The organism is Streptomyces speibonae, assembly GCF_984686075.1.
This window is the reverse complement of the sequence record NZ_OZ480260.1, coordinates 4,424,433-4,449,401: the sequence shown is the minus strand read 5'-3', so window position 1 is coordinate 4,449,401 and position 24,969 is coordinate 4,424,433. Positions and strand designations below refer to the sequence as shown.

The window sequence follows — 24,969 nt, the reverse complement described above, 5'->3', positions numbered from 1 at the left end:
CCGTCAACCGCTAAGGTCCCCGTTCGAAGGGGCATCCTCTGCTCGCACACCGAGGTGGAGCCGGGGACAGGGCCGAGATCCGTCGCCCCCACCATGCCCTCGGGGGGAGGGAAGGAACCCGGAAAAATGCCCGCACCCGTACCGCGGCAGAGAGCGATCCCGGCCGCGGAAGGTGGTCAGGCTCCGGCCGCTGCACTGAGCAAAGGCTCCGCCCTGGACTCCGCGGAGACCAGGACGGCGGCCCCGCACACCGCGGCCCCGGTCGAGAGCAGCACCGCGGTCCTGTCCGGCACCGCGCCGGACCGGTCCGACACGGCCGCCCACACCAACCTCACCCTGCTGCTGATCCAGGACGATCCCGGCGGGTCACCGATCGTGCCGGACCTGCTCGACCCGTCCGGCAAACCCATTCGCGTCCGCACCGCCCGCAATCTCACCGAGGCCGAGCGGCTGCTGACCGACGACGTCCACTGCATCCTGCTGGACCTCGCCCTGCCCGCGCCGGGCCGCACCGGCGACGGTGACGAGCTCGCCGTGCTCAAGCACGTCCTGGAGCTCGCTCCCCGGCACGCCGTCCTCGCCCTCACCGGCGCCGACGACACCGAGCGGGGCGCGGAGGCGGTGCGGGTGGGCGCCCAGGACTACCTCGTCCGCGACGAGCTGGACGGCCGGCTGCTGAGCCGGGCGATCCGCTACGCGGTGGAGCGCAAGCGGTCCGACTCCGCCGAGCGGCGCCTCGCGGAGGGCCGGGTGCGCGCCCAGGAGAACCGCCGGCTGGAGCGCGGCCTGCTGCCGACGCCGCTGCTGGACGGCTCCCCGCTGCGCTTCGCCGCCCGCTACCGCCCCGGCCGCTCGCGCGCCCTGCTCGGCGGCGACTTCTACGACGTCGTACGCACCCCCGACGGCACCGTGCACGCCATGATCGGCGATGTCTGCGGACACGGCCCGGACGAGGCCGCCCTCGGCGTGGAGCTGCGCATCGCGTGGCGCGCGCTGACCCTGGCGGGGCTGTCCGGGGACCAGCTCCTCGGCACCTTGCAGGAGGTGCTGGAACACGAGCGCCCCGACGACGAGATCTTCGCGACCCTGTGCACGGTGGACATCGCGCCGGACGGCCGGCACGCGGGCCTGTGCCTGGCCGGCCACCCGTCACCGCTGCTCGCCCGCCCGGGCATGCCGGCGCAGCTGCTGCCGTACGGCAACAACGGCCCGGCGCTCGGGCTGCTGCCGGGCGCCCGCTGGCCTCGGATGCGGGTGGAGCTGGGCGCCGAGTGGAGCCTGATGCTCTACACCGACGGTCTGATCGAGGGCCGGGTCGGCGACACCGGCGAGCGGCTCGGCCAGGACGGCATGGTGGAGATGATCCGCCGCCAGCTCTCCGAGGGCCTGAGCGGCGAGGCACTGCTGCGCACCGCCGTGAACGAGGTCCGCGACCTCAACGGCGGCGAGCTGACCGACGACGTGGCGGTACTGCTGCTGGACCGGACGGCCTGACCGGGGCCCGCGCCCCCGTCAGCGGCCGCCGTTGTACGGCCCGTAGGGACCGTCGCTGCTGGAGCCCCTGCGGGCGCGGCCGCCGCCGGGCAGGCCGCGGAGGGCCGGGCGGACGTCCACCATGTACACGATGGTCGCGATCAGGCCGATGATCGGCAGGAACGACAGAATGTTGAAGATCAGGTTCACCACGAAAGCCAGGGCCAGGATGATCAGCCAGAACGGCTTGGTCTTCTTGTCCGCCGCGCGGTAGGCGTCCTCACGACGCGTGGCGGCGTCGATCAGCGCGAAGCCACTGAAAACGATCAGGGCCATGCTCAGCAGCCACATGAACCCCGCGAAGCCCTGCATCAGCACTACGTCCACCACCCGACTCGGCTCGTCCATTACGCCGTCTTTACCCGGTCACCGTACCCGCATCCACCGGTCGGCATCCGCCGGTCGGCTACCCGGAGAACGGGCCGGGCACCACGAGAGTGCCCGGCCCGTCACCGTCGCCGCCACCCGGCGACTACTTCGCGGGCGGGGTCGTCTTCTTCGCGGTGGTCTTGCGCGCGGGGGCCTTCTTGGCGGCGGCGGGCTTCTTCGCGGCTGCGGCCGGGCTGCCCGCGGGCTTGTCGGCGGGCTTGTCAGCGGGCTTGTCGGCCTTGGGCTCGACCGGCTCGGGCCGGGGCGCGGGCTTCGGCTCGGGGGCCGGCTCGACGGCCACGGCGATGTCCTCGATGCCCTCGGCGGCCTCGCCGCGCCAGGTCTTCACGGTCTGCTCGCCGCGCTCGGCGACCTTCTCGTAGGTCTCCCGCGCCTTGACCGCGTACTCGGCGGCGATGCCGACACCGCGCAGCGCGATGTCCTGGGCGTTCTCGCCGAGCTTCTTCAGGTCGGTGTCGAGCGTGCCGATGATCTCGCCGACCTTGGTCTGGAGCGTCTCCTGGGTCTCACGGACCCGGACGGTCGCCCGCTCCTGCACGGCCTTGGGGTCGGTGTTGCGCACGGCCTCGATACGGGCCGGGGCCTCGGCGCGCAGGTGCTCCACGAGGGCCGGCACCTTCCGGGCCTGCTGCAGCGCGAGGTCGGCGGTGCCGGCGGCGAAGTAGAGCGGGGTCGGGTCGCTGAAGGTCTTGCGCAGGTCGTCGGTGATGGCCATGGTGATGGTCCTCCCGGATTCGTTTCGGCTGAGGGTTCTCATGTGGTCCGCGGCGGGTGGCCGGCGCCCTGGTCCGGCTCAGCCGGCCGTCCTCCGCGGACCCTTGTCACTGCCGCCGGCCGTACGGCTCCGGCGTATCACGGCATCGCCGTCCTCGGCGTCCACCGCGCCGTCACTCGCGTCGACGGCCTCGTCCTCGGTGCCGCCGAACCCGTTCTCCTTGCGGAAGGACTCGTAGATCTGCAGCAGCACCTGCTTCTGACGCTCGGTCAGCGTGGGATCGGCGAGCAGCGCGGCCCGTGTCTCCACCTCGCCCTGGCCGCGCTCGGCGTCGAGGATGCCGGCCCGGACGTAGAGCGTCTCGGCGGAGATCCGCAGCGCCTTGGCGACCTGCTGCAACACCTCCGCACTGGGCTTGCGCAGCCCGCGCTCGATCTGACTGAGGTACGGATTGGACACCCCGGCGGCATCGGCGAGCTGCCGCAGCGACAACTGCGCACTGCGCCGCTGCTCGCGCAGGTACTCACCGAGATTGCCGACGTTGAGCGATGCCATACCCCCACCCTGCCCCACCCCGCTAACTATTGCAAGCACCCGCTTGCAATAGTGCGCCACAGCACAACCGCCCGCGGTCGGTCGGTTGTGGAGAAGCGGTGGGGTCCGGGCAGCGCTTAGCGTGGGGGTCTTCGTGGAAGGGAGGGGTTATGAGCGAGGACGTTGCGGCGCGGGGGTTCGGGGAGCGAGTGCGGGATACGCGGGAGCGGCTGGAGGGCGATGTTGATCTCTGGGTCGCCACCGCGGGCGCGTCCGGTGGGGTGCATCTGGTTCCGTTGTCGTTTCTCTGGGACGGGGACGCGCTGCTCGTCTCGACGCCGCGTGCGTCGGTCACCAGCCGCAATCTGCTGGCCGACCCCCGGGTGCGCGTAGGCCTCGGGCCGACGCGTGACGTCGTGCTCGTCGACGGCACCGCCGAGCCCGTCGATGTCGCCGAGCTCGGCGCCGGCACCGGCGACGCGTTCGCCGCGAAGACCGGGTTCGACCCGCGCAAGCTCGACCGGCCGTACCAGTACTTCCGCATCCGGCCGCTGCGCGTCCAGGCCTGGCGGGAGGCGAACGAGCTGCCCGGACGCACCCTGATGCGCGACGGCCGCTGGCTGGACGCGCCCCGCGCGGAGGGCTGACCCCGTGACCGTGTCCGGCGCCAAGGCCGACCTGCGCCGCTATCTCCAGGAGGCCCGCGACGCCCTGCTGTGGAAGCTCGAAGGGCTGTCCGAGTACGACATCCGGCGCCCGATGACCCCGACCGGGACCAACCTCCTGGGCCTGGTGAAACACGTGGCCGGCATCGAACTCGGCTACCTCGGCGACGCCTTCGGCCGCCCGTCGGGCGAGGCGCTGCCCTGGCTCGCGGAGGCCGCGGAGACCAACGCGGACATGTGGGCCACCGCGCAGGAGTCACGCGCGTTCGTGGTGGACCTGTACCGCCGGGCGTGGGCGCACGCGGACGCCACGCTCGACGCCCTGCCCCTGGAGACGGCCGGCAAGGTGCCCTGGTGGCCGGAGGGCCATGACGAACTGACCCTGCACCACGCCGTGGTCCGCGTCATCTCCGACACCCACCGCCACGCGGGGCACGCCGACATCCTCCGGGAACTGCTGGACGGCGGGGTGGGCGAGGGAAAGGACGCGAGCAGCCTGCCGTCCACCGACCCGGCCTGGTGGGAGAGCTACCGTGAGCGGCTGGAGCGGGCGGCGCGGGAGGCCGGACGGCAGCGGTGACCGCCGTCGGCCCCCGGCTCATCCCTTCACCGCCCCCGACGTGAGCCCCTGGACGATGTGCCGGCTGGCGAAGGCGAAGAGGACCATGGTGGGGAGGATGGTCAGGACGGCCGCCGCGGACATCGAGCCCCAGTCGATGTTGAAGCTGGAGATGAAGCCGTTCAGGGCCGTCGGCACGGTCTTGTTGCCGTCGCTGTTCATCAGCGTCACCGACAGGAACAGCTCGTTCCAGCAGTTGACGAAGTTGAAGATGAACGCCGCCACGATCCCGGGGCGCATCACCGGCAGCAGCACCCGTACCAGCGCCCCGAGCCGGGACAGGCCGTCGATCATGGCGGCCTCCTCCAGCGCGTCCGGGACGTTGGCGAAGAAGCCGCGCAGCATCACCGTGCAGAAGGGGACGCACACGGCGATGTAGACGAGGATCAGCCCGAGCCGGTTGTCGACCAGACGCAGGTCGGTCATCAGCAGGTACAGCGGGCCCAGCGCGATGAAGGACGGGATCATCTGCGTGACCAGCGCCGCCATCAGCAGCGCGGACTTCGTGCGGAACTCGAACCGTGCGAGGACATACGCCGACAGCGTCGAGATCGCCGTGGCGACCAGCCCCGCGACCGTCGCCACCACCAGGCTGTTGACCAGGTACGTGCCGAAGTCGGCGGTGCCGAACAGACCCTGGTAGTTCTCCAGCGAGAAGCGCTCGGGCCAGTAGGCGATGGGGAAGGCGAAGATGTCGCCGGGCGCCTTGAGCGAGGTGACGGTGATCCAGTAGAGGGGGAAGAGGGAGAAGATCAGCCACAGGCCCAGGAACGTGAACTTGGTGGCCCGTCCGGCCGCCGTTTCCTTGCCGATCACGTCCGTGCACCTCGCTTTCCGGAGCCCCGTGCCGTGGCCGTCCGCTCCCGCGTCGCCAGCAGGAAGAACACCGCGAAGACCAGCAGGATGGCGACGACCAGGAGGCCGAGGGCGGAGGCCTTGCCGTAGTCGCCCTGCTGGGTGATCTTGATCATCCAGGTGGTCACGATGTGCGTCTCGTTGTTCGGCCCGCCCCCGGTCATACCGAAGATCAGGTCGGGGAAGTTGAAGATCCAGATGACGCGCAGCAGCACCGTCAGGGCCAGCGTCATACGGATGTAGGGGATGGTGATCTGGAAGAGGGTCCGCGTCCGGCTCGCACCGTCCAGCGCCGCAGCCTCGTACAGCTCGTCGGGGATGGACTGGAGCGCGGCCAGGATCATGATCGCGAAGAAGGTGACGCCGTACCAGACGTTGGCGATCAGCACGGCGATCATCGCGGTCTGCGGATCGGCCAGCCAGGCGATCGGCTCGTCGATGATCCCCGCCTTCTGCAGCAGGTCGTTGACGACGCCGAACTCGCTGTTGAACAGCCAGCGGAACAGGATGCCGATGAGGAACCCGGAGATCGCCCAGGGGAAGAAGATCAGCGCCTGGTAGAGCCCACGGAAGGGGAACCGCCGGCGCAGCCACAGCGCGATGGCGAACCCGATCACCAGCTGCGGCACGATCGAACCGACCACCCACAGCAGGGTGTTGTCCAGCACCGTGCCCCAGGCCGGGTCGGTGAAGACCTCGCGGAAGTTCTTCAGGCCCACCCAGGAGGTGTCGGTGAGGTCGGTCAGGTTCCAGTTGCGGAACGCCATCTGACTGCCGGCGATCATCGGGTAGTACGTGAAGACCGCCACGAACACCGCCGCCGGCGCCATGAACGCGGCGATGACCAGACCGCGCCGCGTGGTGAACTCCCGCCGGCGCCCGGTCCTCGTGGGCGGGGCGCCCCCCTTCCGCGCGGGGGGCGCCTTGCGTACGTCACGAGTGGACGTGGTGGGCATCGCTACTTCTTCCACTTCTCGGTCCAGTACGCGTCCCAGCCCTCGAGCAGATCCTTCGGCGTCAGCTTGCCGAGGATCATCTTCTGCACGTCGGTGTCGGCGCGCTGCTGCCACTCGGCCCACCAGGCGACGCCGCGCGGCTGGGTGACGACGAGGTACTTGTCCGGGTTCTCCGTCATGGTGACGTAGCTGGCCCAGGGGCCCGTCCGGTAGAACTCGTCCTGTGCCGCCGACTTCAGGATCGGCACCAGGCTGTTCTTCTTGGTGAACGCCGTCGACGCCTCGCCCTCCGACAGGAACTGGACGAGCTCGACCGCCTCCGCCTTGTGCTTGCTGCCCTCGGCCACGCCCCAGCCGGCGGTGGCCAGCGGCTGCACGGTCTTTCCGCTGGGCCCGGCCACCAGCGGTGCGGTGCTCCACTGGTCCGGCTTGATCGACTTGGACTCCGAGACGGTGGCGATGACCTCGGGGTCCTGGAGCAGGAACGCGGTCGAGCCGTTGGAGAAGCCCTCGACCATCTCCGGGTAGCCCCACGCCACGGACGACTCCGGTGACGCCTCCTCGAACAACTTCAGGTACGTCTCCATCGCGTCCAGCGCCTCGGGCGCGGAGAAGATCGTGCTGCCGTCCTTCAGCAGGTAGCCGTTGGCCGGGTCGATGTCGTCGGCGACGTACGCCTCGATCGCGGCGGTGGCGTTGCTGTGCGCGTTGGCGCCGCCCCGGAAGGCGTAACCGTAGCGCCGCTCCGACGGCTTGTGGATCTTGGACGCCTGCTCCAGCAGCTCCTCCCAGGTGGCGGGCGGCTTGTCGAAGCCGGCCTCCTCAATCAGGTCGGTGCGGTGGAAGAGGCTCAGCCCGTAGAAGCCGTAGGGGACGAAGTACGTCCTGCCCTCGGTGTCCTCGGAGGCCTCGACGGCGTTGTCGGTCAGGGCCTCCCAGCCCTTCCAGTCGGCGAGGTCCTTCTTCATGTCGTAGAGCCAGCCGTTGTTCGACCACGGCCCCACGGTGATGTCGCGGACCTCCAGGACGTCCACGCCGCTGCCGGACTGGAGCATCTGCTGGATCTTCTGGTCGGCCTGCTCGGTGGGCGGGGAGACGAGGTTGACCTCGATCTTCGGGTTCTGCTTCTCGAAGTCGGCTATCAGCCCCTTCAGCAGGTCGGTGCGGGCGGGGTTGGTCAGGCTCTCGACCATGTTGAGGGTGACCGTCCCGCTCTCACCGGGGCTCATGGTGGAACAGCCGGTCAGGACCATCGCGGCGGCGGTGCCGAGCGCGAGAGCTGCCGTCCTTCTTCTCATCGTGGCGACCTCTTCCTTGGGTGGAGGGGATACGGCGGCGTGGCCTCAGGGGGTGCGGTGCTGCTGGGCGCGCGCCGCGCGGGCCCACTCACCGAGCACGGGAACGCACCTCTCGGCGAAGTACTCGTAGTCCTCGGCGGTGTTGTAGACATGGGCGGACAGCCGCCAGTAGCCGACGCCGCCGAAGGCGGTGAACGCCGCCTCGACGCCCAGCTCCGCGGCGACCCGGTCGCGCAGGGCGTCAGCGGTGACGCGGCTGTCGGCGAGACCCTCCGGCAGCCGCACCAGCCGCATGCCGGGCACGGGCATGCCCACGTCGACTCGGGCGTCCGTGCCGGTCAGCGCGGTGAACGCGGCGCCCACGACCTGCTCGGCGTAGCCGGCCAGCTCGTCCATGTAGCGGCGGGCGGCGGGCCAGCCCCAGGTCGCCCCGACGAAGTCGAGGGCCGTCGGGGCGGCGAGGTAGTGGGTGGCGTCGATGGTGCCCTGCTGGTCGAAGCGGTCGGGGTAGGGGTCGGCGGCGCCCCAGGAGTCGATCAGCGGATACAGGCCGTCGCGCAGCGGACCGCGCGCCACCAGGGCCGCCGTGCCGCGCGGCGCGCAGGCCCATTTGTGCAGGTTGCCCGCCCAGAAGTCGCAGGTGAGCCCGGTGAGCGGGGCGTCGATCAGGCCGGGGGCGTGGGCGCCGTCCACGAGGAGCGGGATACCGCGGCGCCGTGCCTCCGCGCCGATCCGCTCCACCGGAAGCCGGCGGGCGGTCGCCGAGGTGATCTGGTCGATGACGAGGAGGTCGGTGCTCTCCCCCACCTCGGCCATCACGGCCTCGTACGCCCGCTCCTCGTCCGCGTCCAGCGGCACCCGGGCGGTGCGCACCCGGCCGCCCCAGCGGCGCGCCAGCCGCTCGGCGCCCATGGTCACGGCGCCGTAGCCGTGGTCGGTGACGACGATCTCCCCGCCGCGCCGCCGCTCCAGACTGGCGTACACGACGCTCATGCCGGCGCTCGCGTTCGGCACCAGGGCGAGGTCGCGGGGGGCCGCGCCGAGGAAGGCCGCGAGGTCGCCCCGGGTGGCCGCGAGCCGCCGCGGCAGCTCCGGGAACCACACCACCGGCGCGCTCTCCATCTCCGTACGCAGCTCGTGCTGGCGCGCCTGGGCGGCCAGCGGTACCGCGCCGAAGGAGCCGTGGTTGAGGTGGCGCAGGGCGGGATCCAGCGACCACGCCCGCGCCGCCGGACGGCCGTCGGCCAGCAGCAGGGGGCGGGGTGCGGTGGTGACCTCGGTCTCGCTCACATGACTCCCATCCGTGAGGCTCCGGACCCGGGACATCGCACCGGGACATCAGACCCTCATGCCGAGACGTATGATGACTCGGGATGGTGGCATGCACTTTTCGGCCATGACAAGCCCTCTGCGCCAAGAGAAATCAGATGACTCACAGCCGATACATGGGAGACATCGGATCTCTTGTCTCGCTACAGTGCACTCGGGCAGGCGCACGCCGACGCCGGCCCGTCAGGGGAGGAATCGGATGTCCGCAGTCGACAAGGCCTTCCACGGCCTGCGCCACATGATCGCGACGGGGCGGCTCGGCGCCGGCGAGCGCATTCCTCCCGAGGCGGATCTCTGCGAGGAACTGGGCGTCTCCCGCGGCTCGTTGCGGGAGGCGGTACGCATGCTGGCGGCGCTGGGCGTGATAGAGCCGCGCCACGGTTCCGGCACGTACGTCTCCCAGCTGCGGCCGGAGGACCTGATCGGCAGCCTCTCGCTGACCCTGCAGCTCCTGCCGCTGCCCGGACTGCTGGAGCTCTACGAGATCCGGCGCGTCCTGGAGGCCCATGTCGCGGCCAAGGCCGCCGCCCGGGCCACGCCCCGGACCGTCGAGACCCTCTTCTCCCTCATCGAGGCGATGGAGGCCACCGAGGACCCCACCGAGGCCTCGGAACTCGACCACCGCTTCCACGCCGAGATCGCCCAGGCGAGCGGAAACCCCACGCTCGCCTCGCTGCTCGCGGTCTTCCGTGCCCGCTCCCGCAAGTACCAGGTCTTCACCCTGCCCGAGGGGCCCGACCTGCGCCGCAAGAGCGACGCGGACCACCGCATCCTCGCCACCGCCATCGCCGACCGCGACCCCGGCGCGGCGGCCGGAGCGGCAGAGGCCCACGTCGCCCAGACGGAACGCTGGCTGCGCGCACTGATGCCACCGGTGGAGGAGGAGAGCGACTCCGGGGTCTGACCCGGGGGGCCTCCGCCTGCGTGCTGAGCACTGACGCGACGTGGACGCCGCCCGGAGACCTAGGCAGCCGCGCTGCGACCCCAGTTGGGCACCGACGACAGCGCCCAGAGTTCGTCGAAATGCTTCACCCGCATGGAGACGGCCTCGGCGGCGGTCGCGCCCTCCTGCGACCAGACGTTGAGCTCCGTGGTGTAACCCTTGGGGTCGTAGTACTCGGGCCCTATGTGCTCAAGACGCTTCCGGGCGGAAACGTCGTAGAGACCGTGCAGGACATGAGCCCGGTTGAATATGCAGATCTTGTCCCGCGGAATGCCGGGGTAGCAGCGGTACTCGCACTCGACGACGAACCGTCCGGTCCCGTTGAGGCTGTCCGCCACGGCCGACAGGATTCCGCTGTACTCCCGGCACTGCCGCAGCATCCGGCTCCGGAACGCCGGATCGTCCACGGGACGGTCGTCGGGCCCCACGCGCGCCGGTACGGTCATGGGCTGCCCGAAGTCCGGAACGAGCATTCGCACGACGACCGTCCTCGTCGGCCCCGGATTGTCGAAGAGTTCCCCCAGACTGCGATAGACCTCGTGGTAGAGGGTCTCCCCCGTGTAGCCGAGGAAGCTGATCTCCACCTTGCGCGCCCGGAAGGCCTCGTTGACGAATCCGCCCAGCTCACTCGAGTTCACCAGGCCACGCGTCGGCTGCCGCACCGACGAGGAGAGCTCCCGCACCGCGTCGTAGAGCACGTACGCGACCAGACTCAGCAGGGCGCCGCCGAGGAAGGCCTTGCCCTCCAGTGCGTCCCCCACCGGCTGGATGAACTGAGCGACCAGGCCGGTGACGAAAATGCCCGCCAGGAAGAGGCGGGTCACCAAGGGCTCGAAGCGCTCCTGAAAGCCGCGTAAGCGCCTGCTCACACTGCTGCCGGACGACCCGTTCACGCGCTCCGGCATGCCCGGCCCCCTTCGTGCACCCCACCCGGCGAGCCGTCACACGACGGTGTGCACAACGGCCTTGGAAGACATGTTCCCCCTACACCAGTGCCCGGGCAAGATAAGGGTTCGCCGTGGAACGGAGGGGCAGGCCCAGCGAGCCGATGGCGACGGCCAGGGTCACCGCGTAGGACTCCACCGCGCGGCGGACATTGGGCGCGTCCAGACTTTCCCCGGTCACCAGACGGTCGAGGTCGATGTATGCGGACCGGACCGTCTCCAGCCTCGCGTACGTCTGCCAGTCCCTGTGCCAGTCGTGCGTGTACTCGGACGGCAGCGTGCGCTCCCAGCGGTTGAACATCCGGTCCCTGATCTCGCGCCGGGTCGGCGTGAGGTGCATGTGCCGGACGAGGTCGTAGAGCGGGTCGCCGATCAGGGCCATCTCCCAGTCGATGATGGTCAGTGCGTGCGAGTCGTCACGGCGGACCAGGTTCCACGGGTTCAGGTCCCCGTGGAGCAGGGAGGGCTCCCGGTGGCTCACCTCCTGTCCGGACAGGATCTGGTCCAGACGCCCGGCGTCCGGCAGGCCCAGTTGCCGGGCGAGTTGCTGCGTCTTCTTGGGCAGCTCCCCGACGAGGGCAACGAGCTGGCACTTGAGCCACCGGTAGAAGCCCCGCTCACCGGCCACCGGATCGAGTTGCTTGTAGTCCACCCGGGTCAGGGCGCAGAGCTGGTCCACGAGACCGTCCGCCTCGTGCGGGAGCAACCCGTGCACGGGGTGGTTCGGGGGGCGGTCGATGTCGTGCGGGCCCACATAGGTGTGGATGGCGAAGCCGTCGTCCGGGTAGCTCTCACCCAGTGCCAGGGCCTTGGGTGCCGTGACGGCGACGGGTGCCTGCTCGATGGCGCGCAGCACAGCATGCTCGCTGAGAAAACTGCGCTCCCGTCGGTGGACGTCGGGCAGTCTTCGCCGCACCACCACGGACTGTCCCGTGCTCGGCACCCGGACCACGGTGTTGAGATGAGTGGTGCCCTTGAACACCCGTCCCGCCGGCGCGGCGCCTTCCAGGGCAAGGGCTTCCCGCACGGCGACCTCGGGAAAGCAGGAGGACGGGGGCAGCCGGGGATCCGCCTGCCAGTCGAGGACGTGGACGAACGGTCCGCGGCCGGTGCGGTCGCGTTCCTGGCGGGACGCCACCCAGCGGCACAGCGCCCGCTCGATCTCCCGCACACCGGGCACACTCCTCAGCCGCAACGGTTCTGCGGCCGCGACCAGCGCTCTGCTCACCGCCTCCGTCGCCTCGTCCAGGTCCTTCTGAGTGAACGACTGCAGCAGGGAGTGCGCTGCGCGCATCACATCCGGGTAGACCGACTGCGCCCGTTCGAATGCCAGGTAGTGCGGCAGATCCTTCGACAGCCCGTTCACGGCGGCCGGCCGGATCCCCCGCATGGCCTCCGCCCACGCATCGATCACCTCGTCCCACTGACTCTCCGGGTACCGCATGCGCACCAGGTGCGTGGCGAGATCGTGGAGCGGATCACCGTAGGTCGCCAGCTCCCAATCGACGCAGATGAGCGGGGTGTGTCCGCCGTAGGACACGATCAGATTGTCCCGGTGCAGGTCGGCGTGGAGCAGGCTGTACGGACGTCTCGTCATGACGGGGGCCCGTTCGGCCAAACGGACCATGGCGTCCTCCGGAATGCCCAGCGCCGCGAACAGGCCCCCGAACATGCTCCAGTTGGGCCGCCGGATCTGCTCATCCGCCAGAAGCGCCAAGGTCCGCAGGAAGGCCCGGCTGTCCGTGTCGTTGCGGGGCCAGCTCCGCGGCAGAGGCGGCAGCGCGCTGCGCCGCACCTGCGCCATCTGGGCCAGCAGTCCGGCCAGCGCCTTGACCAGCAGCGTGTCCACGGGCTTGCCGTTGCCGCAGACGCTGGACAGCGGTACGCCTTCCACATAGGTGTGGATGGCGATGCCCGCCCCCTTGGCCAGGCACTGCGGCACGTGCGGCAGGACGCCTCTGACCGCGCCCAGGACCTCGTCCTCGTTGTCCCAGGTCCTGATCACGACGGGCAACGCGTCGGACCGGCGGACCCGCACGGTGACGGAGGTTCCCGTCTCGCGCCCCAGCAGCCGTGCCTCCGGCTCGGTCAGCGGCAGCACATAGTTCTGGTTGTGGTGACCGTTGCTGGCCGTTCCGTTGCGCGTGGCGAGTTCCACGAAGTCCCGGAGCAGCGGTCCTCGGAGCAGGGTGCCGGGCGAGTGTGGTCCCCCAGGGGCGGGTCGGGGAATAGGTGCTGCGCCCACTGGCCGCTCCGGGAGGTACGAAGGGAGTCACAACTGAAGTTAGGCACGCGGCTTCCGGTCCCGCACGCGAAGTGCCGCATGCCGGGACACTCCGGGCCGGTGTCACCCGTCCACCCAAGCCACGAAGCCCGTCCGAGTCGGCTGATGTGCCCCTTGGTACGAGCGGAGGCGAGCGCTTGCTCAATCGGTGCGCGAAGGGTACCGCATGCCGTTCACTCCACCCGCGGACCCCGGACCGAGTCGAACCAGTTCGTCGAGCTTTCCCGTCCACCGGGAAACCGACCGTCGAAGGGTCGGCCCGGCGGATGGAACGACAGCGATCGGTCTCGTCCTCAGCTGCGATACAGGTCGCGGACCAACCGGAGGACGGGTTCCAGGGAGGTCACAACCGTCGTGGCGCCCGCTTCGCGCAGACGCTTGCTCTTGCGCTCATTGCGGGCGTAACCCAGGAAAGGCACGTCGGCGGCCCGGGCCGCGAAAAGGTCGGACGGGGCGTCGCCGATCATCAGGGCGGATGTCGGAGCGGCGCCCATCGCGGCCAGGGCACGGTTGATGTAGTGGGGGTCGGGTTTGAGGTGGTTCAGCTCCTGGGTGCGGCCGTAGATGTGCGGGGCGAAGCAGGCAGCGAGCCCGCGGGAGTCGAGGTACTCGCGGGCCACGCGTGGAGAGTTGTTGGTGGTGATGGCCAGGCGGGCACCCACCGCCGCCCAGGTACGGATCAGCGGGTCGGCGTACGGAGTGGGCATCGCCGAGGCGGTGGCCCGCAGCTCCTCCTGAGTGAGCCGTTCCTCCAGCTCCGCCACCAGGTCGCTGCCGGGGCGCCGGCGGTCGACCGCACGCAGGAGGATCTGCGGATCCGGGGATTCCCGTTCGTCCTCCGTGAGCAGCCCGTGCAGGCCACGACTCTCGAGCCAGGACGCCAGGTCGGTCGCCACACCTGCCGCCGAGTGCCCCGCGAACAGCCGGCAGACGGGGCCGTCGAAATCCCACAGCACGACTCGGGCGCCTTTGATCACATCCCGTACTTCACTCAGTTCCGTCTCGGCCTCGGTCGGCACCGGATCGGTCTGTGTCGTCTCAGAAGTCACTAAGAGAGTGTCAGGTCCGTCGTGATGGTTGCCCAGAGGGCGTCGAACCAGTTCTGTGATTCCTCCACGAATGCCTGGTCCCGCAGGCCCGCCCGCTTGGCGAAGGAGAAGAGCAGGGAGGTCGAGCCCAGGGCGTCGTACATCTCCAGGGTGTGGCTTTCCCACTCCTCCTCGCGGCGGGTGAGCATGTAGTAGCCGAGGAGGGCCTCGTCACCGTTGAGGAGGTAGAGCTTCACCGGCGGGGTGAAGGGCAGCGCGCGGAAGGAGACGTGTACGTCGATGCCGTGGGTGGCGCGCAGGGCCAGGAGGTTGTGGCGGAGCACGCGGGCCTGGGCGTTGCGCATCGACAGCCAGCGGTCGTGGACCGGGTTGGCGCCGTCGTCGTCCTCCTCGACGGGGACGGGGAAGGCCAGGTTGATGTTCCGGGAGGGCAGCAGGACGCGGACGTCGACGGAGTCGGGGCGGGTGCGGCCCTCGTGGATGTGGCGCAGCGGCTCACCGAGGGCCAGCATGAAGCTCTCCGAGGTCAGGCACACCGCGTCGATCCGCACCCGCGCCGTTTCGAAGGCGTCCGTCAGGCGCGGTGCCAGGCCCACCATCGTCGGCTGGGGCTCCTCCCGCGCGGGCGGCGGTGCGGCGATCCGCGGCGGGCTGCCCTTGCCCAGGTTGCTGAGCAGGCCGTCCTCCCGGAGGGCGTGCAGGGCCTGGCGGACGGTGCCGCGCTCCACGCCGAACTCCTCGGCCAGCTCGGCCTGGGTGGGCAGGCGGTCGCCCGCCTTGAGCTCACCGGCCCGGATGCGTTCCCGCAGGATGTCGGCGATCTCCTGGGGCGAGAGCCTGCTGCTGCCGTTCACTGCGACGTTCTCCTGGGTCACGACCAAACGCTACAACTTTGATCCATCTGACGGGAGTTGTTTGAAGGTTGTTTATGTAGAGCTACCAAGTGGGGACAAGTGAGGAACAGTTGGTTGCCAACTTGATGGAGTTGGCAAGACCATGGGGGGACATCATGCACTTCCTCGCCCTTGTCTGCGCCGTCGTCGCCCTCACCGTCGAACAGCTCGTCCAGTGGCGGTACGGTGTGGCCGGCCTCGTCGGCCTGCTGCTGCTCACCCTGGGCATCAAAGCCAACCGGCCCTCGCTCAGCTCCGCCGGAGCGGTGATGCTCGCCCTGCTGGTGGGCAAGCCCGCCCTGTGAGACGTCAGCTCGTGAGCACCAGTTCCGAGCTGATGGTCTCCCACAGCGCGTTGAACCACAGGTGCGACTGCTCCACGAACGTGGTGTCCCGCAGGCCCGCGCCCTGCGCGAAGGCGAACAGCATCGACCGTATGCCCTGCGCGTCGTACGTCTCCAGGCTCTCCTGGTCGATCTGCGCCCGGCTGCGGGCCACCGTGTAGTAGGCGAACAGCGCCTCCGCGCCGTTGAGCAGGTACAGCTTCACCGGCGGGGTGAAGGGCAGCGCGCGGAACGAGACGCGGACGTCGATGCCGTGGGTGGCGCGCAGGGCCAGGAGGTTGTGCCGGAGCACCTGCCCCTGGGCGTTGCGCATCGACAGCCACTGGTCGTGCACCGGGCGTTCGGCGCCCGTCCGCCCCTCGACCGGCACCGGGAAGGCGAGCGGGATGTCCCGGCTGGGCAGCAGCACCCGCACGTCGATCTTGGCCGGTTTCAGTCGCCCCGCGTGGATCTGCCGCAACGGCTCCCCGATGGCGAGCGTGAGGGAGATGGAGGTCAGACAGACCGCGTCGATCTCGACGTGCTCGGCCTCGAAGGCCGCGGCGATCCTGGGCGCGAGGGCCACCGTGGTGGGCAGCGGCGGTGCCGCCGGACCGGCCGGCGCCTTCCCCGGGCGGGCGGCGACGGTCGCCGGGGCGCCCTTGGAGACGTTGGTGAGCAGCTGCTCGGACTGCAGGATGCGCAGCGCCTGGCGTATCGCGGGGCGCTCCACGCCGAACTCCGCCGCGAGCTGGGCCTGGGTGGGCATGCGCGCGCCCGGCCGCAGCGCACCGGACCGGATCCGGGCGCGCAGTTCGTCGGCCACCTCGGTATGTGTTCTCTGTGGCCGCTGTGACTTCTTCCGCCCATTGACGGAGGCGTGTTCCGGGTCCACAACCAAACACTACAACTTCTCGCCATCTTCGGGCAGTTCAGCGAAGGGTGGTTATAAGCCTCTTCCAAGCGGAGATAACTAGGAACAAGTTGGTCACCAACTCGAGCAGCCTGGTCGACTTACAAAGGGGTTGGCCGCCAGGAGTGACGGTTGGAGGCCACGGACACAAGGGGGACTGCCATGCCGCTCATCGCCATCGTCCTCGCCGCCCTGGCCATCGGATTCGAACAGCTCATCCAGTGGAAATACGGGCCGATGGGGATCATCGCCTTCGTCGCCCTCACCGTGGGCATCAAGGCACGCAACACCATGATCAGCGGCATCGGCGCGGTCATCCTCGTGATGCTGCTCGCCCAGTCCGGCTGACAGCAACACCGCACCACCGCTGACGGGACTCCCTTCCGGAGGGGAGCCGGGAGCCCCGCCAGTCGCACCACCACCACAACCACAACCACAACCACAACCACAACCACAACCACAACTGAAGAGCACGCTACGGATGCACGTTCCACCGTCGTCGGCGGAAGGAGGCAGCAGGAGAGCGCGGAGGGAAGACGCGCTCAGAAGATGTCCGGGCACCAGGGTCGCCTGGACGTACGCAGCAGGGCGTCGGCCTGACGGGCGGCGCCCGCTCGTTCTTCCCGCACCCGGCCCAGCGCCGCCAGCCGTACCGCCGACTCGTCCCCCAGCCACAGCGCGGCCAACTCCGCGACGTCCAGCGCGAGATCGGCACTCTCCGTGGTCGGCACGCACGACCCGGCCCCGTCCGCCGACGCCTCCAGCCGGTACCGCCCGCCGGTCAGCCCGCCACCGTCGGACACCTCCAGCACCAGCGAGCCCGCCGCCTCGTACGTCCGCGCCTCCAAGGCCCGTACGACGTCCAGGATCCGCACCCACAGCCAGTCCGCCTGCGTGGTGACGGCGGCGGCGCGCGGGTCGGGCAGGAGGTGCGGGAGCAGGTCGTCGGGGGCCCGCCAGCCGCTCTTCACCTTCACCACCCAGTCCACCGAGCACAGGTAGTGCCACAGCGCGCGCTCGGCGGCCGGGGTCACGGCGGTCAGCCACTTCACGCGGGCCGTGTTCAGCGGCTGCTTGGCGTCGCCCCAGTGGTCGTCCGCGGTGTAGGCGACCATGCCCTCGATCTCGCCGGCGGCCGAGCGGTACACCGCGTAGTACGGCTCGTGGAAGGCCGGGTGGAAGCGTACGGCGCCGGTGGTGACCCGCCACCACAGCTCGTCCCGGCTGACGGCACCGGGCTGCGCCCTGCGCAGCCGCTCATGCAGCTCCGGGCCGAGCTTGCGCACGTCCTCCGCGTCCACGAGGTCGATCCGCCCGCCGTCCTCCGGTCCGGCCCACCGCGGGTCGAGACCGGAGCGCGGCACGTCGACCGTCCACTCCGTCGTCGAGGTGGCCGGGCCGAAGCCGTACCGTCCGTAGATCGGGTACTCGGCGGCGATCAGCGTGGCCACCACGTCCCCGCGCTCCTTCGCCGCGGCCAGGTCCCGCTCCATCATCCGGCTCAGCAGGCCCCGTCGGCGGTGGGTGGGGGACACGGTCACGTTGGTCACGGCGTCCGCCGGCACGGCCGCCCCGCCGACCGCGGTGAGCTCCTGCGCGAAGGAACGGAACGTGGCGACGCACCGCCCCCCGTCGAAGGCCCCCAGCGAGCGGCCGGGCGTGAACTGCGCCCGGCGCGCCTCGACGACGTCCTCGTCCGAGGTGGGCTGCATCAGGAACCCGGTGTTCAGGGCCCGGTTCCAGTCGGGGAACTCGGATGCGGTGATCGGACGTACGTCGATGCCGTCGCGGGAGGTCATGGAGGTCACGGTAGGTCGGCCGCGCGCCGGGTGTCGACGAGGTTTTTCCCGCCCCCTCCCCCGCCCACGCCCACGCCCACGCCCCGCTCACGCGAGCAGGTCGTCGACCTGGGCCTCTCCCTCCCGGTACCGGCGCGCGATCTCCGCGCTGCACTCGTCCGCCGTACGCTGCAACCCCTGCCGCCGCCGGGACACCTGCTGCTCGTAGCGCACCAGCCGCCCCATCGCGGTGCTCAGCTCGCCGTCCGTGCGGGCGCCCAGGTCGGACAGCTCCACCTCGCCGAGCATGTCCGCCGCGAGCCGCCGGTACTCCTCCCCGCGCGGCGTCCCCAGCGTCACATGGCGCGCGGAGGACCGGTGCCGGGCGGGACCGTCCCGCAGGATCTCCGACAGCCGCTCCACCACCGACGCCTCCCCCGGCGCGGGAACCGAGGGCACGCCCTCCGGGTCCCGCCGCGCCAGCTCCGCGCGCAGGATGTCGATACGCCCCTGGAGCAGCCGCCGCACATAGCTGAGGTCGGCCTCGTCGCGCTGCGCGGCACGGCGCACCGCGCGCAGTGCCGGCAGACCGAGCAGCGTCAGATCGGCCGCCCCCCGCTCCTCCGGCAGTACCGGGCTGTCGGTGCGCTGTGTGGGCGGACGGTGGAACTCCCGCTCCCCGGTCGCCGCGTGGACAGGCGGGACAGCCGTCGCCGACTGTCCGATTCCCCGTGTGCTCATGTGCCTCAACCGTCCCCTCGACCGGCATGTGCCAGCATCGTGCCACCCCAAGCTGCCGCAATGTGAGCGAGTGTCCCCGATCCGCCCCAGATGGGCGCTAAGGAGTAAAAATAGCCCGACCGGGGTGTCCCGCGGGCCGCCGTCGGCCGTCTGTTCGCCGACCGGCATGATGGTCGTATGCGTGCGGTGGTGCAGAGGGTCGACGGGGCGAGCGTCGTCGTGGACGGCGAGACGGTGGGCGCGATCGAGGGCGAGGGGCTGTGCGTCCTCGTCGGTGTCACCCACGACGACACCAAGGAGAAGGCGGCACAGCTCGCCCGCAAGCTCTGGTCGATCCGGATGCTCCAGGACGAGAAGTCGTGCAGCGACATCGGCGCCCCGCTCCTGGTGATCAGCCAGTTCACCCTTTACGGCGACGCCCGCAAGGGCCGCCGCCCCACCTGGAACGCCGCGGCCCCCGGCGATCTCGCCGAACCGCTGGTCGACGAGGTGGTCGCCCGGCTGCGCGCGCTGGGCGCGACGGTGGCGACGGGCCGCTTCGGCGCGAAGATGAGCGTGTCGCTGACCAACGACGGCCCGTTCACCGTCCTGCTGGAGATCTGAGCCGTACGGCCCGGAGAGCTGAGCCCTGCGGCGCCGCTCACGGCTCGACGACGGTCTCCTGTGCGGCCGCCGTCTCCCCGGCGAGCAGCCGCGCGTCCACCGGCACGTTCCGCTTCACCAGCGCCAGCGCCACCGGCCCCAGCTCGTGATGGCGTACGGACGTCGTGACGAATCCGACCTTGCGTCCCTCCGGCCCGTCGTCGGCCAGCCGGACGTCCGTCCCCGGCACCGGCAGATGCACCTCACTGCCGTCCAGGTGCAGGAAGACCAGGCGCCGCGGCGGCTTGCCCAGGTTCTGCACCCGGGCGACCGTCTCCTGCCCCCGGTAGCAGCCCTTCTGCAGATGCACCGCGCCGCCGATCCAGCCCAGCTCGTGCGGGATGGTGCGGTGGTCGGTCTCGAAGCCGAGCCGCGGCCGCTGCTGCTCGACCCGCAGCGCCTCGTGCGCGAGGATCCCGGCCGGCGGCCCCGCCTTCTCCGCGAACGACTCCAGCTCCGCGCGGGGCAGGAACAGATCCCGCCCGTACGGCGTCTCGCGCACCACCACGCCCTCCGGCGCCTCCGCGATGGACCCGGCGGGCAGATGCACCACCGCGGTGTCGGCGGTGCGGTCGGCGACCTCGACCCGGTAGAAGAACTTCATCGACTCCAGGTACGCGATCAGCGCCTCCTGGGTGCCCGGCTCGACGTGCGCCCAGACCGTCTCGCCGTCGTCCACCAGGTAGAGCACGTGCTCGATGTGACCGTGGGCGGAGAGGATCAGGGCCTCGGTGGCCTGGTGCGGCGGCAGCTCGCTGACGTGCTGGGTGAGCAGCAGATGCAGCCAGGACAGCCGCTCCGGTCCGGTGACGGTGACGACCCCGCGGTGGGACAGGTCGACGAAACCGGTGCCGTCGGCGAGTGCGCGCTGCTCGCGGAACAGGTCGCCGTAGTGGGCGGCCACGCCTTCGTCCACACCCTCGGCGGGAACGGCGCCGGGCAGGGTCAGCAGGGGGCTCTTCATACGCCAAGCCTACGACTCGGCGGACGAGGCCTTCCCGGCGCAGTCCTCGCACCGGCCGAAGATCGCGAAGTGCTTCATGTCGGTGTCGAAACCGAAGGCGCCGCGCAGCTTGGCGGTGAACTCGGCGGCCACCTCGACGTCGGCCTCGATGACGTTGCCGCAGTCGCGGCAGACCAGGTGGAGATGGTGGTGCCGGTCCGCGAGGTGGTAGGTCGGGGCGCCGTGCCCGAGGTGGGCGTGGCTGACCAGGCCCAGCTCCTCCAGCAGCTCCAGCGTGCGGTACACGGTGGAGATGTTGACCCCCGACGCGGTCTTGCGCACTTCCACGAGGATGTCGTCGGGGGTCGCGTGCTCGAGGGTGTCGACGGCTTCGAGCACGAGTTGGCGCTGCGGCGTCAGCCGGTAGCCGCGCTGCCTGAGGTCGCTCTTCCAGTCGGTGCTCACCACACCACGAGTCTAGGGCGTCCGCGGCCGGGGCCCGCTCCTGCGTGAAGAACGCGATTCCTACTTGAAGGAGGCGATTCCTACTTGAAGAAGGCGATCCCGTCGTCCGGCATGTCGTCGGGCAGGGCCTTGGCCCAGCGCTCGACCTCCTCCGGGGTGACGACCTTCTTCAGGTGCGCCGACATGTACGGGCGCAGCTCGACCTCGGGGGTCTGCTTCTCGCCGACCCACATCAGGTCGCTCTTGACGTAGCCGTACAGCCGCTTGCCGCCGGTGTAGGGCCGGGAGCCGACGGTGCGGGCCACGGCGTCCGTGACCAGGTCGATCTGCGGCTTGCCCGCGGCCAGCTCGCCGTACCAGATCTCGATGACACCGTCGTCGCGGGTCATCGTCGCCTCGACCTTGCGGTCGGCGTCGATCCGCCAGTAGCCGTACTCGGACTCCAGCGGCCGGACCTTGTTGCCGTCGCCGTCCAGCACCCAGGTGCGGGAGCTGTACTCGAGGAAGTTCCGGCCGTCGTGGGTGAAGGTGACTTCCTGGCCGAAGTTGCACTTCTCCGCGCCGGGGAAGTCGTGCACGCCGGCGCCGGCCCAGCTGCCCAGCAGGAAGGCGAGCGGGACGAGGTCCTTGTGCAGGTCGGACGGGATCTCGATCATGAGCGGAACTTCCTGGCGTCGGTGATCAGCGCTGGCCCTGGTACAGCTTCTTCACGGTCAGCCCGGCGAAGGCGAGAACGCCGACGGCGACGAGGACCAGCAGGGCTTCGAAGAAGATAACCACGGGGTGCTCCTTGAGCGGGAAGTGCGAAGACGTACACGGGGCCGGCCCCCAGCTTACGCGGCCGGGGCCCGCCACTCCGTGCGAGGTGGGTCCTCGCCGCCGGTCAGCTCAGCAGCTGGCTCTGCAGGGCCACCGTCTGCTGGAAGGGGAGGGCGTGCGCGATCCCCTTCCGGGACTGCAGCACGACGCCGAGGACGTCGCCCGCGGCGAGGTAGGCGTAGCGCTCGTGCTCCTTGCCGTACGGCTTGGACTCGACGTAGGCGCCGCGGTCGACGCCCGGGACCACCGCGTTGTCACTCAGGAACTCGTCGAAGGCCACGTCCTCCGTGCCGCGCACCTCGTACACCGGGTCACCGTAGGAGAAGTACGGGCGGAAGAATTTCTCCTCCACCACGGCCGCGGTGTCGAACCGCAGCAGGTAGATCCGGGTGCGCGTGCCGTCCCGCGTGGTCCAGCCACGGGCCGCGATGTGCCGCAGACCGGCATCGACGAGCTTCTGCCCGAGGATCTCCCGGTCCCCCTTGTCCGCGTACTCCTCCAGGAACTCCCCGGTCGGCAGCCAGCCGTCCGTGCCGCGCAACGCCTTGCTCTCCTCGGCACCCTCCGGAGCGGGCAGCAGCAACGCGCGGAGGTCGGCGTGGTGGGCGCCGGCCGGGTTGGACTCCGCCTGCGGCCCCGGACTGCCCGACGGCAGCGGCGGCTTGGTGAGCTTCGGGTACGCCCAGCGCCCGTCGGACTCCGTCTCCAGCCCGGGCAGGTCGGTGCGGTCCATCCGGGTGATGCCGTACGCGGTACCCGCACCCACCACGGCGAAGACCACGACCGCGGCCGTCCAGCGCAGGACGGCGCGCGACAGGCGGTCCCTGCGCACGGGCGGCACCGGTTCCGCCGGCGGCTCCTGCGGGGACGCGCTCGGCGTAAGGGCCTGCTGCTCGCTCATACGGCCTTCCCGGTTTCGGCGATACGGTCCAGCTGCTGACCGAGCAGCGTGGCGACGCCCTCGGTGTCGAGCGGCGTCGCAGCCTCCGCGGTGAGGGTGACCAGGATGTCTCCCGCGGGGGCGGAGCAGCGCATCGATTCGAGGCCGGACTCCGTGCCGGGCGGCAGAAAGCACTCGGCGTCCTTGTGGCCCTTGACCTTCGGACCCTCGCGGAAGATGTCGAGGGCGTCGACTAACCCGGTCTGGTACCGCGCGAGGTCCCGCACGGCCTCGCCGTCCTTCATCCGGGTGAGCACGATGCCGACGGTGAAGACCTGCTCCTCGCTGTAGAAGGCGATCGACCCGCTGGTGTAACTGCGCATCGCGATGCCCTCCACGCGCCAGCTGTCGATCTCCTTCTCCAGGCGCTTGCGCTGGGAGCGCGGCAGGCCGAGCAGCGACTGCTTGTGCAACGCCGTGGCTCGCGCTCCGTCGAGCTGCGCGTCCGCGCCGTACTCGGCGAGGTCCGGGCCCCGGAGCCAGCCGTCGTACCCGTGCGGCACGAGCATCCCGGCCAGCCCCTGGGCCTCCGGCGTCTTCTCCCCGGCGGTGTCCGCCCTGGGGATCTCCCAGACGGGCGCACCGGCATCGCGGTCGGCTCCCCGCACGGTGACGACGGTGCAGCCCGCCGCGGCGATCACTGCAGCGGCCACCAGCGCGCAGCCGGCAACGGCCGCGATCCGCCCGCCTCGCACGGGCCGCTTCCCGGTGGGCTCTGCGGGCGTGGCCGGCCGGCTCTCGTTCGTGCTCACAGCTGCTCCATCTGCCGCTCGGCCAGATCTAAGATCATTTTCTTGGGGACGGGCTCGCTCGAGGACACCCAGATCTCCACCGCGATGTCCCCGCGCCAGGCGTGCGCCTCCGCGCTGTAGAAGGCTTCGTAGCCAGGCTCCCGCACGGGCTCCTTGTGGACGTACGCCCGCCCGTCCTCGGTGCCGGGCACGAGCCAGCTGTCCGTGAACGCCCCCTCCGCCCGGGTCTGACTGTTGACGACGCTCTCGGCGGCCACGACGGTCTCCTCCTGCCGGAACTGAACCAGCCGGATCTCCACGTCGTGGTCGCCGTCATACCATCCCGTGACGGCCACCCGCCGGAACTCCTCCATCGCCAGCTGCCGGAATGCTCTTCTGGTGTCGTCGTAGAAGCGGGCGGAGCTGACACGGGCGTACTGGGCGAGGGTCATCCAGCCGTCCTCGTCCGGCAGCCAGTCGGCGGGCCGGGCCGAGCGGGGCCTCCTGATCAGCAGCTTGCGCAGATCGCCGTCGGTTCTCACGCGGCGGTCCTGCGCCGCGGACAGGGGTTCGGGCCCCTTGCCCTCCGCCTGCGGGAGCGCCGGCTGCCCCAGCGGCGGCAGCGGGGTGGGCGCACGGTCGGCCTGGACGAGGTAGCCGGCGCAGGTCCCGGCGACGAGCCCCAGCACCACGGCGGCACCGATCAGCGCGGCCGTACGCCCCCGCCACCGGAGTCTTCGTCCCGCCTCCGGAGCCGGAGGGGCCTCCGCCGCATCCGCCGTTCCGGGCGCAGCGGTCACTTCTCCGGGTTGTTCCAAGACGTCCCCCCACAAGAAGGTGAAGCGCGCGTTCCGAGTGCGCGCGCCCAGGAGACCTTCAACCCCCGGCCGAAGTTGCGGCGATCTTGATTACGATTCAGTCATGGCGAAAAAGCTCGTGATCAAGGTGACCGCAGGGGCGGATGCTCCTGAACGGTGTTCGCAGGCGTTCACCGTGGCGGCGGTGGCGGTGGCCAGCGGGGTCGACGTGTCGCTGTGGCTGACCGGTGAGTCCGCGTGGTTCGCGGTGCCTGGGCGGGCGGCCGAGTTCGAGCTGCCGCACGCCGCGCCGCTGCCCGACCTGTTGGACTCGCTCCTGGCGGGCGGCCGGGTGACGCTGTGTACCCAGTGCGCGGCCCGCCGCGACATCACGGAGAAGGACGTCCTCGAGGGCGTGCGCATCGCGGGCGCGCAGGTCTTCGTGCAGGAGGCCATGGCGCACGACACCCAGGCACTCGTCTACTGAGCGGACCGCACCCACAGACAGAACGGATGCCCGGAGGGGTCGAACAGCACCCGCACGTCGTCCTGCGGCTGGTGTCCGGCGAGCGTCGCCCCCTCCGCCACCGCCCGCGCGGTCTCCGCGTCCAGGTCGTCGGCCTCGATGTCGAGGTGCAGCATCATCTGCTGGTCGCCGGGCCGGCGGCGGGCCAGACCGGCGGGACGTACCCGGGCTCCGTCTCGAAGGCGAGCGCCGTCCCCGCACCCCCGCCCGGCGGCCCGATGAGCACCCAGTGCGGCTCCTCGGCACGCACCTCGTATCCGAGTAGCTGGACATAGAAACCGGCCAGCTCGTGCGCGTCACGCGCGTCGAGCACGACCGTGGACAGCCTCGCAGCGCACATGGGC

Annotated in this window: 29 protein-coding genes and 1 pseudogene; 8 read left to right on the top strand and 22 right to left on the bottom strand. The window is 70.6% G+C overall.

The features are described from left to right. Positions 1–126 precede the first annotated feature (126 nt). Positions 127–1,494, top strand: a complete 1,368-nt coding sequence (locus AC5L3C_RS20210) for a PP2C family protein-serine/threonine phosphatase (protein WP_493650187.1) — start codon at positions 127–129, stop codon at positions 1,492–1,494. Positions 1,495–1,512: 18 nt separating this feature from the next. On the opposite strand, the gene AC5L3C_RS20205 is transcribed toward AC5L3C_RS20210, so the two are convergent. From AC5L3C_RS20205 to AC5L3C_RS20195, 3 genes are all read right to left on the bottom strand, one after another. Then, a complete protein-coding gene (locus AC5L3C_RS20205; protein ID WP_185930967.1) occupies positions 1,513–1,845 on the bottom strand; it encodes a DUF2516 family protein in 333 nt (110 codons plus the stop codon). 160 nt (positions 1,846–2,005) lie between these two features. Next, on the bottom strand, positions 2,006–2,638 hold the full coding sequence (locus tag AC5L3C_RS20200) for a hypothetical protein (RefSeq protein ID WP_493650186.1): 633 nt from the start codon (positions 2,636–2,638) through the stop codon (positions 2,006–2,008). Positions 2,639–2,716: 78 nt separating this feature from the next. Continuing rightward, positions 2,717–3,193 (bottom strand): helix-turn-helix domain-containing protein, encoded by a 477-nt coding sequence (locus AC5L3C_RS20195; protein ID WP_493650185.1) that lies wholly within the window; start codon positions 3,191–3,193, stop codon positions 2,717–2,719. A gap of 149 nt (positions 3,194–3,342) precedes the next feature. On the opposite strand from AC5L3C_RS20195, the gene AC5L3C_RS20190 reads away from it, so the two are divergent. After that, on the top strand, positions 3,343–3,819 hold the full coding sequence (locus AC5L3C_RS20190) for a pyridoxamine 5'-phosphate oxidase family protein (RefSeq protein ID WP_493650184.1): 477 nt from the start codon (positions 3,343–3,345) through the stop codon (positions 3,817–3,819). A gap of 4 nt (positions 3,820–3,823) precedes the next feature. Next, a complete protein-coding gene (locus AC5L3C_RS20185) occupies positions 3,824–4,417 on the top strand; it encodes a DinB family protein (protein WP_493650183.1) in 594 nt (197 codons plus the stop codon). A gap of 18 nt (positions 4,418–4,435) precedes the next feature. Here AC5L3C_RS20185 and AC5L3C_RS20180 read toward each other — a convergent pair whose 3' ends face one another. The 4 genes from AC5L3C_RS20180 to AC5L3C_RS20165 are packed head-to-tail and all read right to left on the bottom strand — an operon-like array spanning position 4,436 to position 8,855. Then, positions 4,436–5,272 carry a carbohydrate ABC transporter permease gene (locus AC5L3C_RS20180; protein ID WP_493650182.1) on the bottom strand — a complete coding sequence of 279 codons (837 nt, stop codon included), beginning with the start codon at positions 5,270–5,272 and terminating at the stop codon, positions 4,436–4,438. Then, complete coding sequence (locus tag AC5L3C_RS20175) at positions 5,269–6,267, bottom strand: carbohydrate ABC transporter permease (protein WP_493650181.1); 999 nt, start codon at positions 6,265–6,267, stop codon at positions 5,269–5,271. Before AC5L3C_RS20175 ends, AC5L3C_RS20180 begins: the two co-directional genes overlap by 4 nt. A 2-nt stretch (positions 6,268–6,269) precedes the next feature. Beyond that, positions 6,270–7,565, bottom strand: a complete 1,296-nt coding sequence (locus AC5L3C_RS20170) for an ABC transporter substrate-binding protein (RefSeq protein ID WP_493650180.1) — start codon at positions 7,563–7,565, stop codon at positions 6,270–6,272. A 45-nt stretch (positions 7,566–7,610) separates the two neighbouring features. Then, positions 7,611–8,855, bottom strand: a complete 1,245-nt coding sequence (locus AC5L3C_RS20165) for an aminotransferase class V-fold PLP-dependent enzyme (RefSeq protein ID WP_493650179.1) — start codon at positions 8,853–8,855, stop codon at positions 7,611–7,613. Between the two features lie 238 nt (positions 8,856–9,093). Between AC5L3C_RS20165 and AC5L3C_RS20160 the strand changes: the two genes are divergently transcribed. Next, positions 9,094–9,798, top strand: coding sequence for a FadR/GntR family transcriptional regulator (locus AC5L3C_RS20160; protein WP_493650178.1), 705 nt, complete (start codon positions 9,094–9,096; stop codon positions 9,796–9,798). A gap of 59 nt (positions 9,799–9,857) precedes the next feature. On the opposite strand, the gene AC5L3C_RS20155 is transcribed toward AC5L3C_RS20160, so the two are convergent. From AC5L3C_RS20155 to AC5L3C_RS20140, 4 genes are all read right to left on the bottom strand, one after another. Continuing rightward, the gene (locus AC5L3C_RS20155) at positions 9,858–10,742 is read right to left on the bottom strand and encodes a hypothetical protein (protein WP_493650177.1); all 885 of its coding nucleotides are present in this window, start codon (positions 10,740–10,742) and stop codon (positions 9,858–9,860) included. Positions 10,743–10,821: 79 nt separating this feature from the next. Next, complete coding sequence (locus tag AC5L3C_RS20150; protein ID WP_493650176.1) at positions 10,822–12,939, bottom strand: phosphotransferase; 2,118 nt, start codon at positions 12,937–12,939, stop codon at positions 10,822–10,824. Positions 12,940–13,358: 419 nt separating this feature from the next. Beyond that, entirely contained in the window at positions 13,359–14,114 is a 756-nt protein-coding gene (locus AC5L3C_RS20145) for an HAD family hydrolase (RefSeq protein WP_493650175.1), read from the bottom strand. Further along, on the bottom strand, positions 14,114–14,995 hold the full coding sequence (locus tag AC5L3C_RS20140; RefSeq protein ID WP_493650174.1) for a winged helix-turn-helix domain-containing protein: 882 nt from the start codon (positions 14,993–14,995) through the stop codon (positions 14,114–14,116). Before AC5L3C_RS20140 ends, AC5L3C_RS20145 begins: the two co-directional genes overlap by 1 nt. Positions 14,996–15,123: 128 nt before the next feature. Between AC5L3C_RS20140 and AC5L3C_RS20135 the strand changes: the two genes are divergently transcribed. Further along, positions 15,124–15,312: a hypothetical protein gene (locus AC5L3C_RS20135; RefSeq protein ID WP_493650173.1), complete on the top strand. Its 189-nt coding sequence runs from the start codon at positions 15,124–15,126 to the stop codon at positions 15,310–15,312. A 4-nt stretch (positions 15,313–15,316) separates the two neighbouring features. Here the strand turns inward: AC5L3C_RS20135 and AC5L3C_RS20130 are convergent, their stop codons facing one another. Beyond that, a complete protein-coding gene (locus tag AC5L3C_RS20130; protein ID WP_493650172.1) occupies positions 15,317–16,231 on the bottom strand; it encodes a winged helix-turn-helix domain-containing protein in 915 nt (304 codons plus the stop codon). A 174-nt stretch (positions 16,232–16,405) separates the two neighbouring features. Between AC5L3C_RS20130 and AC5L3C_RS20125 the strand changes: the two genes are divergently transcribed. Continuing rightward, a complete protein-coding gene (locus AC5L3C_RS20125; RefSeq protein ID WP_125505585.1) occupies positions 16,406–16,591 on the top strand; it encodes a hypothetical protein in 186 nt (61 codons plus the stop codon). Positions 16,592–16,785: 194 nt separating this feature from the next. On the opposite strand, the gene AC5L3C_RS20120 is transcribed toward AC5L3C_RS20125, so the two are convergent. After that, complete coding sequence (locus tag AC5L3C_RS20120) at positions 16,786–18,042, bottom strand: GNAT family N-acetyltransferase (RefSeq protein ID WP_493650171.1); 1,257 nt, start codon at positions 18,040–18,042, stop codon at positions 16,786–16,788. Positions 18,043–18,129: 87 nt separating this feature from the next. Then, entirely contained in the window at positions 18,130–18,762 is a 633-nt protein-coding gene (locus AC5L3C_RS20115; RefSeq protein WP_493650170.1) for an RsiG family protein, read from the bottom strand. A gap of 177 nt (positions 18,763–18,939) precedes the next feature. Here AC5L3C_RS20115 and dtd point away from each other — a divergent pair, with 177 nt between their 5' ends. Continuing rightward, complete coding sequence (gene dtd, locus AC5L3C_RS20110; protein ID WP_493650169.1) at positions 18,940–19,365, top strand: D-aminoacyl-tRNA deacylase; 426 nt, start codon at positions 18,940–18,942, stop codon at positions 19,363–19,365. Between the two features lie 37 nt (positions 19,366–19,402). Here the strand turns inward: dtd and ygfZ are convergent, their stop codons facing one another. The 6 genes from ygfZ to AC5L3C_RS20080 form a co-directional block, all read right to left on the bottom strand. Next, positions 19,403–20,368: a CAF17-like 4Fe-4S cluster assembly/insertion protein YgfZ gene (ygfZ, locus tag AC5L3C_RS20105; RefSeq protein ID WP_493650168.1), complete on the bottom strand. Its 966-nt coding sequence runs from the start codon at positions 20,366–20,368 to the stop codon at positions 19,403–19,405. Positions 20,369–20,377: 9 nt separating this feature from the next. Then, positions 20,378–20,815: a Fur family transcriptional regulator gene (locus AC5L3C_RS20100; RefSeq protein WP_493650167.1), complete on the bottom strand. Its 438-nt coding sequence runs from the start codon at positions 20,813–20,815 to the stop codon at positions 20,378–20,380. 77 nt (positions 20,816–20,892) lie between these two features. Continuing rightward, complete coding sequence (locus AC5L3C_RS20095; RefSeq protein WP_493650166.1) at positions 20,893–21,468, bottom strand: heme-binding beta-barrel domain-containing protein; 576 nt, start codon at positions 21,466–21,468, stop codon at positions 20,893–20,895. A gap of 227 nt (positions 21,469–21,695) precedes the next feature. Next, a complete protein-coding gene (locus AC5L3C_RS20090; RefSeq protein ID WP_493650165.1) occupies positions 21,696–22,532 on the bottom strand; it encodes a hypothetical protein in 837 nt (278 codons plus the stop codon). Next, entirely contained in the window at positions 22,529–23,323 is a 795-nt protein-coding gene (locus AC5L3C_RS20085; protein WP_493650164.1) for a hypothetical protein, read from the bottom strand. Before AC5L3C_RS20085 ends, AC5L3C_RS20090 begins: the two co-directional genes overlap by 4 nt. Further along, complete coding sequence (locus tag AC5L3C_RS20080) at positions 23,320–24,102, bottom strand: hypothetical protein (protein WP_493650163.1); 783 nt, start codon at positions 24,100–24,102, stop codon at positions 23,320–23,322. The genes AC5L3C_RS20085 and AC5L3C_RS20080 overlap by 4 nt, the downstream gene beginning before the upstream one ends. A 121-nt stretch (positions 24,103–24,223) precedes the next feature. Here AC5L3C_RS20080 and AC5L3C_RS20075 point away from each other — a divergent pair, with 121 nt between their 5' ends. Next, positions 24,224–24,586: a DsrE family protein gene (locus AC5L3C_RS20075; protein ID WP_493650162.1), complete on the top strand. Its 363-nt coding sequence runs from the start codon at positions 24,224–24,226 to the stop codon at positions 24,584–24,586. Here the strand turns inward: AC5L3C_RS20075 and AC5L3C_RS20070 are convergent. Together AC5L3C_RS20070 and AC5L3C_RS20065 are read right to left on the bottom strand one after the other, a co-directional pair. After that, on the bottom strand, positions 24,580–24,855 hold the full coding sequence (locus AC5L3C_RS20070; RefSeq protein WP_493653947.1) for a VOC family protein: 276 nt from the start codon (positions 24,853–24,855) through the stop codon (positions 24,580–24,582). The genes AC5L3C_RS20075 and AC5L3C_RS20070 overlap by 7 nt on opposite strands. Positions 24,856–24,911: 56 nt before the next feature. Continuing rightward, positions 24,912–24,965 (bottom strand): annotated as a pseudogene (locus tag AC5L3C_RS20065) (hypothetical protein); the annotation flags it as partial. Between the last annotated feature and the right edge of the window lie 4 nt (positions 24,966–24,969).

Excerpts from the sequence above, each read along its gene's own strand:
- AC5L3C_RS20115 (WP_493650170.1), bottom strand. The coding sequence starts at position 18,762 with ATGAGCACACGGGGAATCGGACAGTCGGCGACGGCTGTCCCGCCTGTC.
- AC5L3C_RS20195 (WP_493650185.1), bottom strand. The coding sequence starts at position 3,193 with ATGGCATCGCTCAACGTCGGCAATCTCGGTGAGTACCTGCGCGAGCAG.
- AC5L3C_RS20090 (WP_493650165.1), bottom strand. The coding sequence starts at position 22,532 with ATGAGCGAGCAGCAGGCCCTTACGCCGAGCGCGTCCCCGCAGGAGCCG.
- AC5L3C_RS20160 (WP_493650178.1), top strand. The coding sequence starts at position 9,094 with ATGTCCGCAGTCGACAAGGCCTTCCACGGCCTGCGCCACATGATCGCG.
- AC5L3C_RS20095 (WP_493650166.1), bottom strand. The coding sequence starts at position 21,468 with ATGATCGAGATCCCGTCCGACCTGCACAAGGACCTCGTCCCGCTCGCC.
- AC5L3C_RS20120 (WP_493650171.1), bottom strand. The coding sequence starts at position 18,042 with ATGACCTCCCGCGACGGCATCGACGTACGTCCGATCACCGCATCCGAG.
- dtd (WP_493650169.1), top strand. The coding sequence starts at position 18,940 with ATGCGTGCGGTGGTGCAGAGGGTCGACGGGGCGAGCGTCGTCGTGGAC.
- AC5L3C_RS20175 (WP_493650181.1), bottom strand. The coding sequence starts at position 6,267 with ATGCCCACCACGTCCACTCGTGACGTACGCAAGGCGCCCCCCGCGCGG.
- AC5L3C_RS20125 (WP_125505585.1), top strand. The coding sequence starts at position 16,406 with ATGCCGCTCATCGCCATCGTCCTCGCCGCCCTGGCCATCGGATTCGAA.
- AC5L3C_RS20200 (WP_493650186.1), bottom strand. The coding sequence starts at position 2,638 with ATGGCCATCACCGACGACCTGCGCAAGACCTTCAGCGACCCGACCCCG.
- AC5L3C_RS20135 (WP_493650173.1), top strand. The coding sequence starts at position 15,124 with ATGCACTTCCTCGCCCTTGTCTGCGCCGTCGTCGCCCTCACCGTCGAA.
- ygfZ (WP_493650168.1), bottom strand. The coding sequence starts at position 20,368 with ATGAAGAGCCCCCTGCTGACCCTGCCCGGCGCCGTTCCCGCCGAGGGT.
- AC5L3C_RS20155 (WP_493650177.1), bottom strand. The coding sequence starts at position 10,742 with ATGCCGGAGCGCGTGAACGGGTCGTCCGGCAGCAGTGTGAGCAGGCGC.
- AC5L3C_RS20210 (WP_493650187.1), top strand. The coding sequence starts at position 127 with ATGCCCGCACCCGTACCGCGGCAGAGAGCGATCCCGGCCGCGGAAGGT.
- AC5L3C_RS20190 (WP_493650184.1), top strand. The coding sequence starts at position 3,343 with ATGAGCGAGGACGTTGCGGCGCGGGGGTTCGGGGAGCGAGTGCGGGAT.
- AC5L3C_RS20075 (WP_493650162.1), top strand. The coding sequence starts at position 24,224 with ATGGCGAAAAAGCTCGTGATCAAGGTGACCGCAGGGGCGGATGCTCCT.
- AC5L3C_RS20205 (WP_185930967.1), bottom strand. The coding sequence starts at position 1,845 with ATGCAGGGCTTCGCGGGGTTCATGTGGCTGCTGAGCATGGCCCTGATC.
- AC5L3C_RS20170 (WP_493650180.1), bottom strand. The coding sequence starts at position 7,565 with ATGAGAAGAAGGACGGCAGCTCTCGCGCTCGGCACCGCCGCCGCGATG.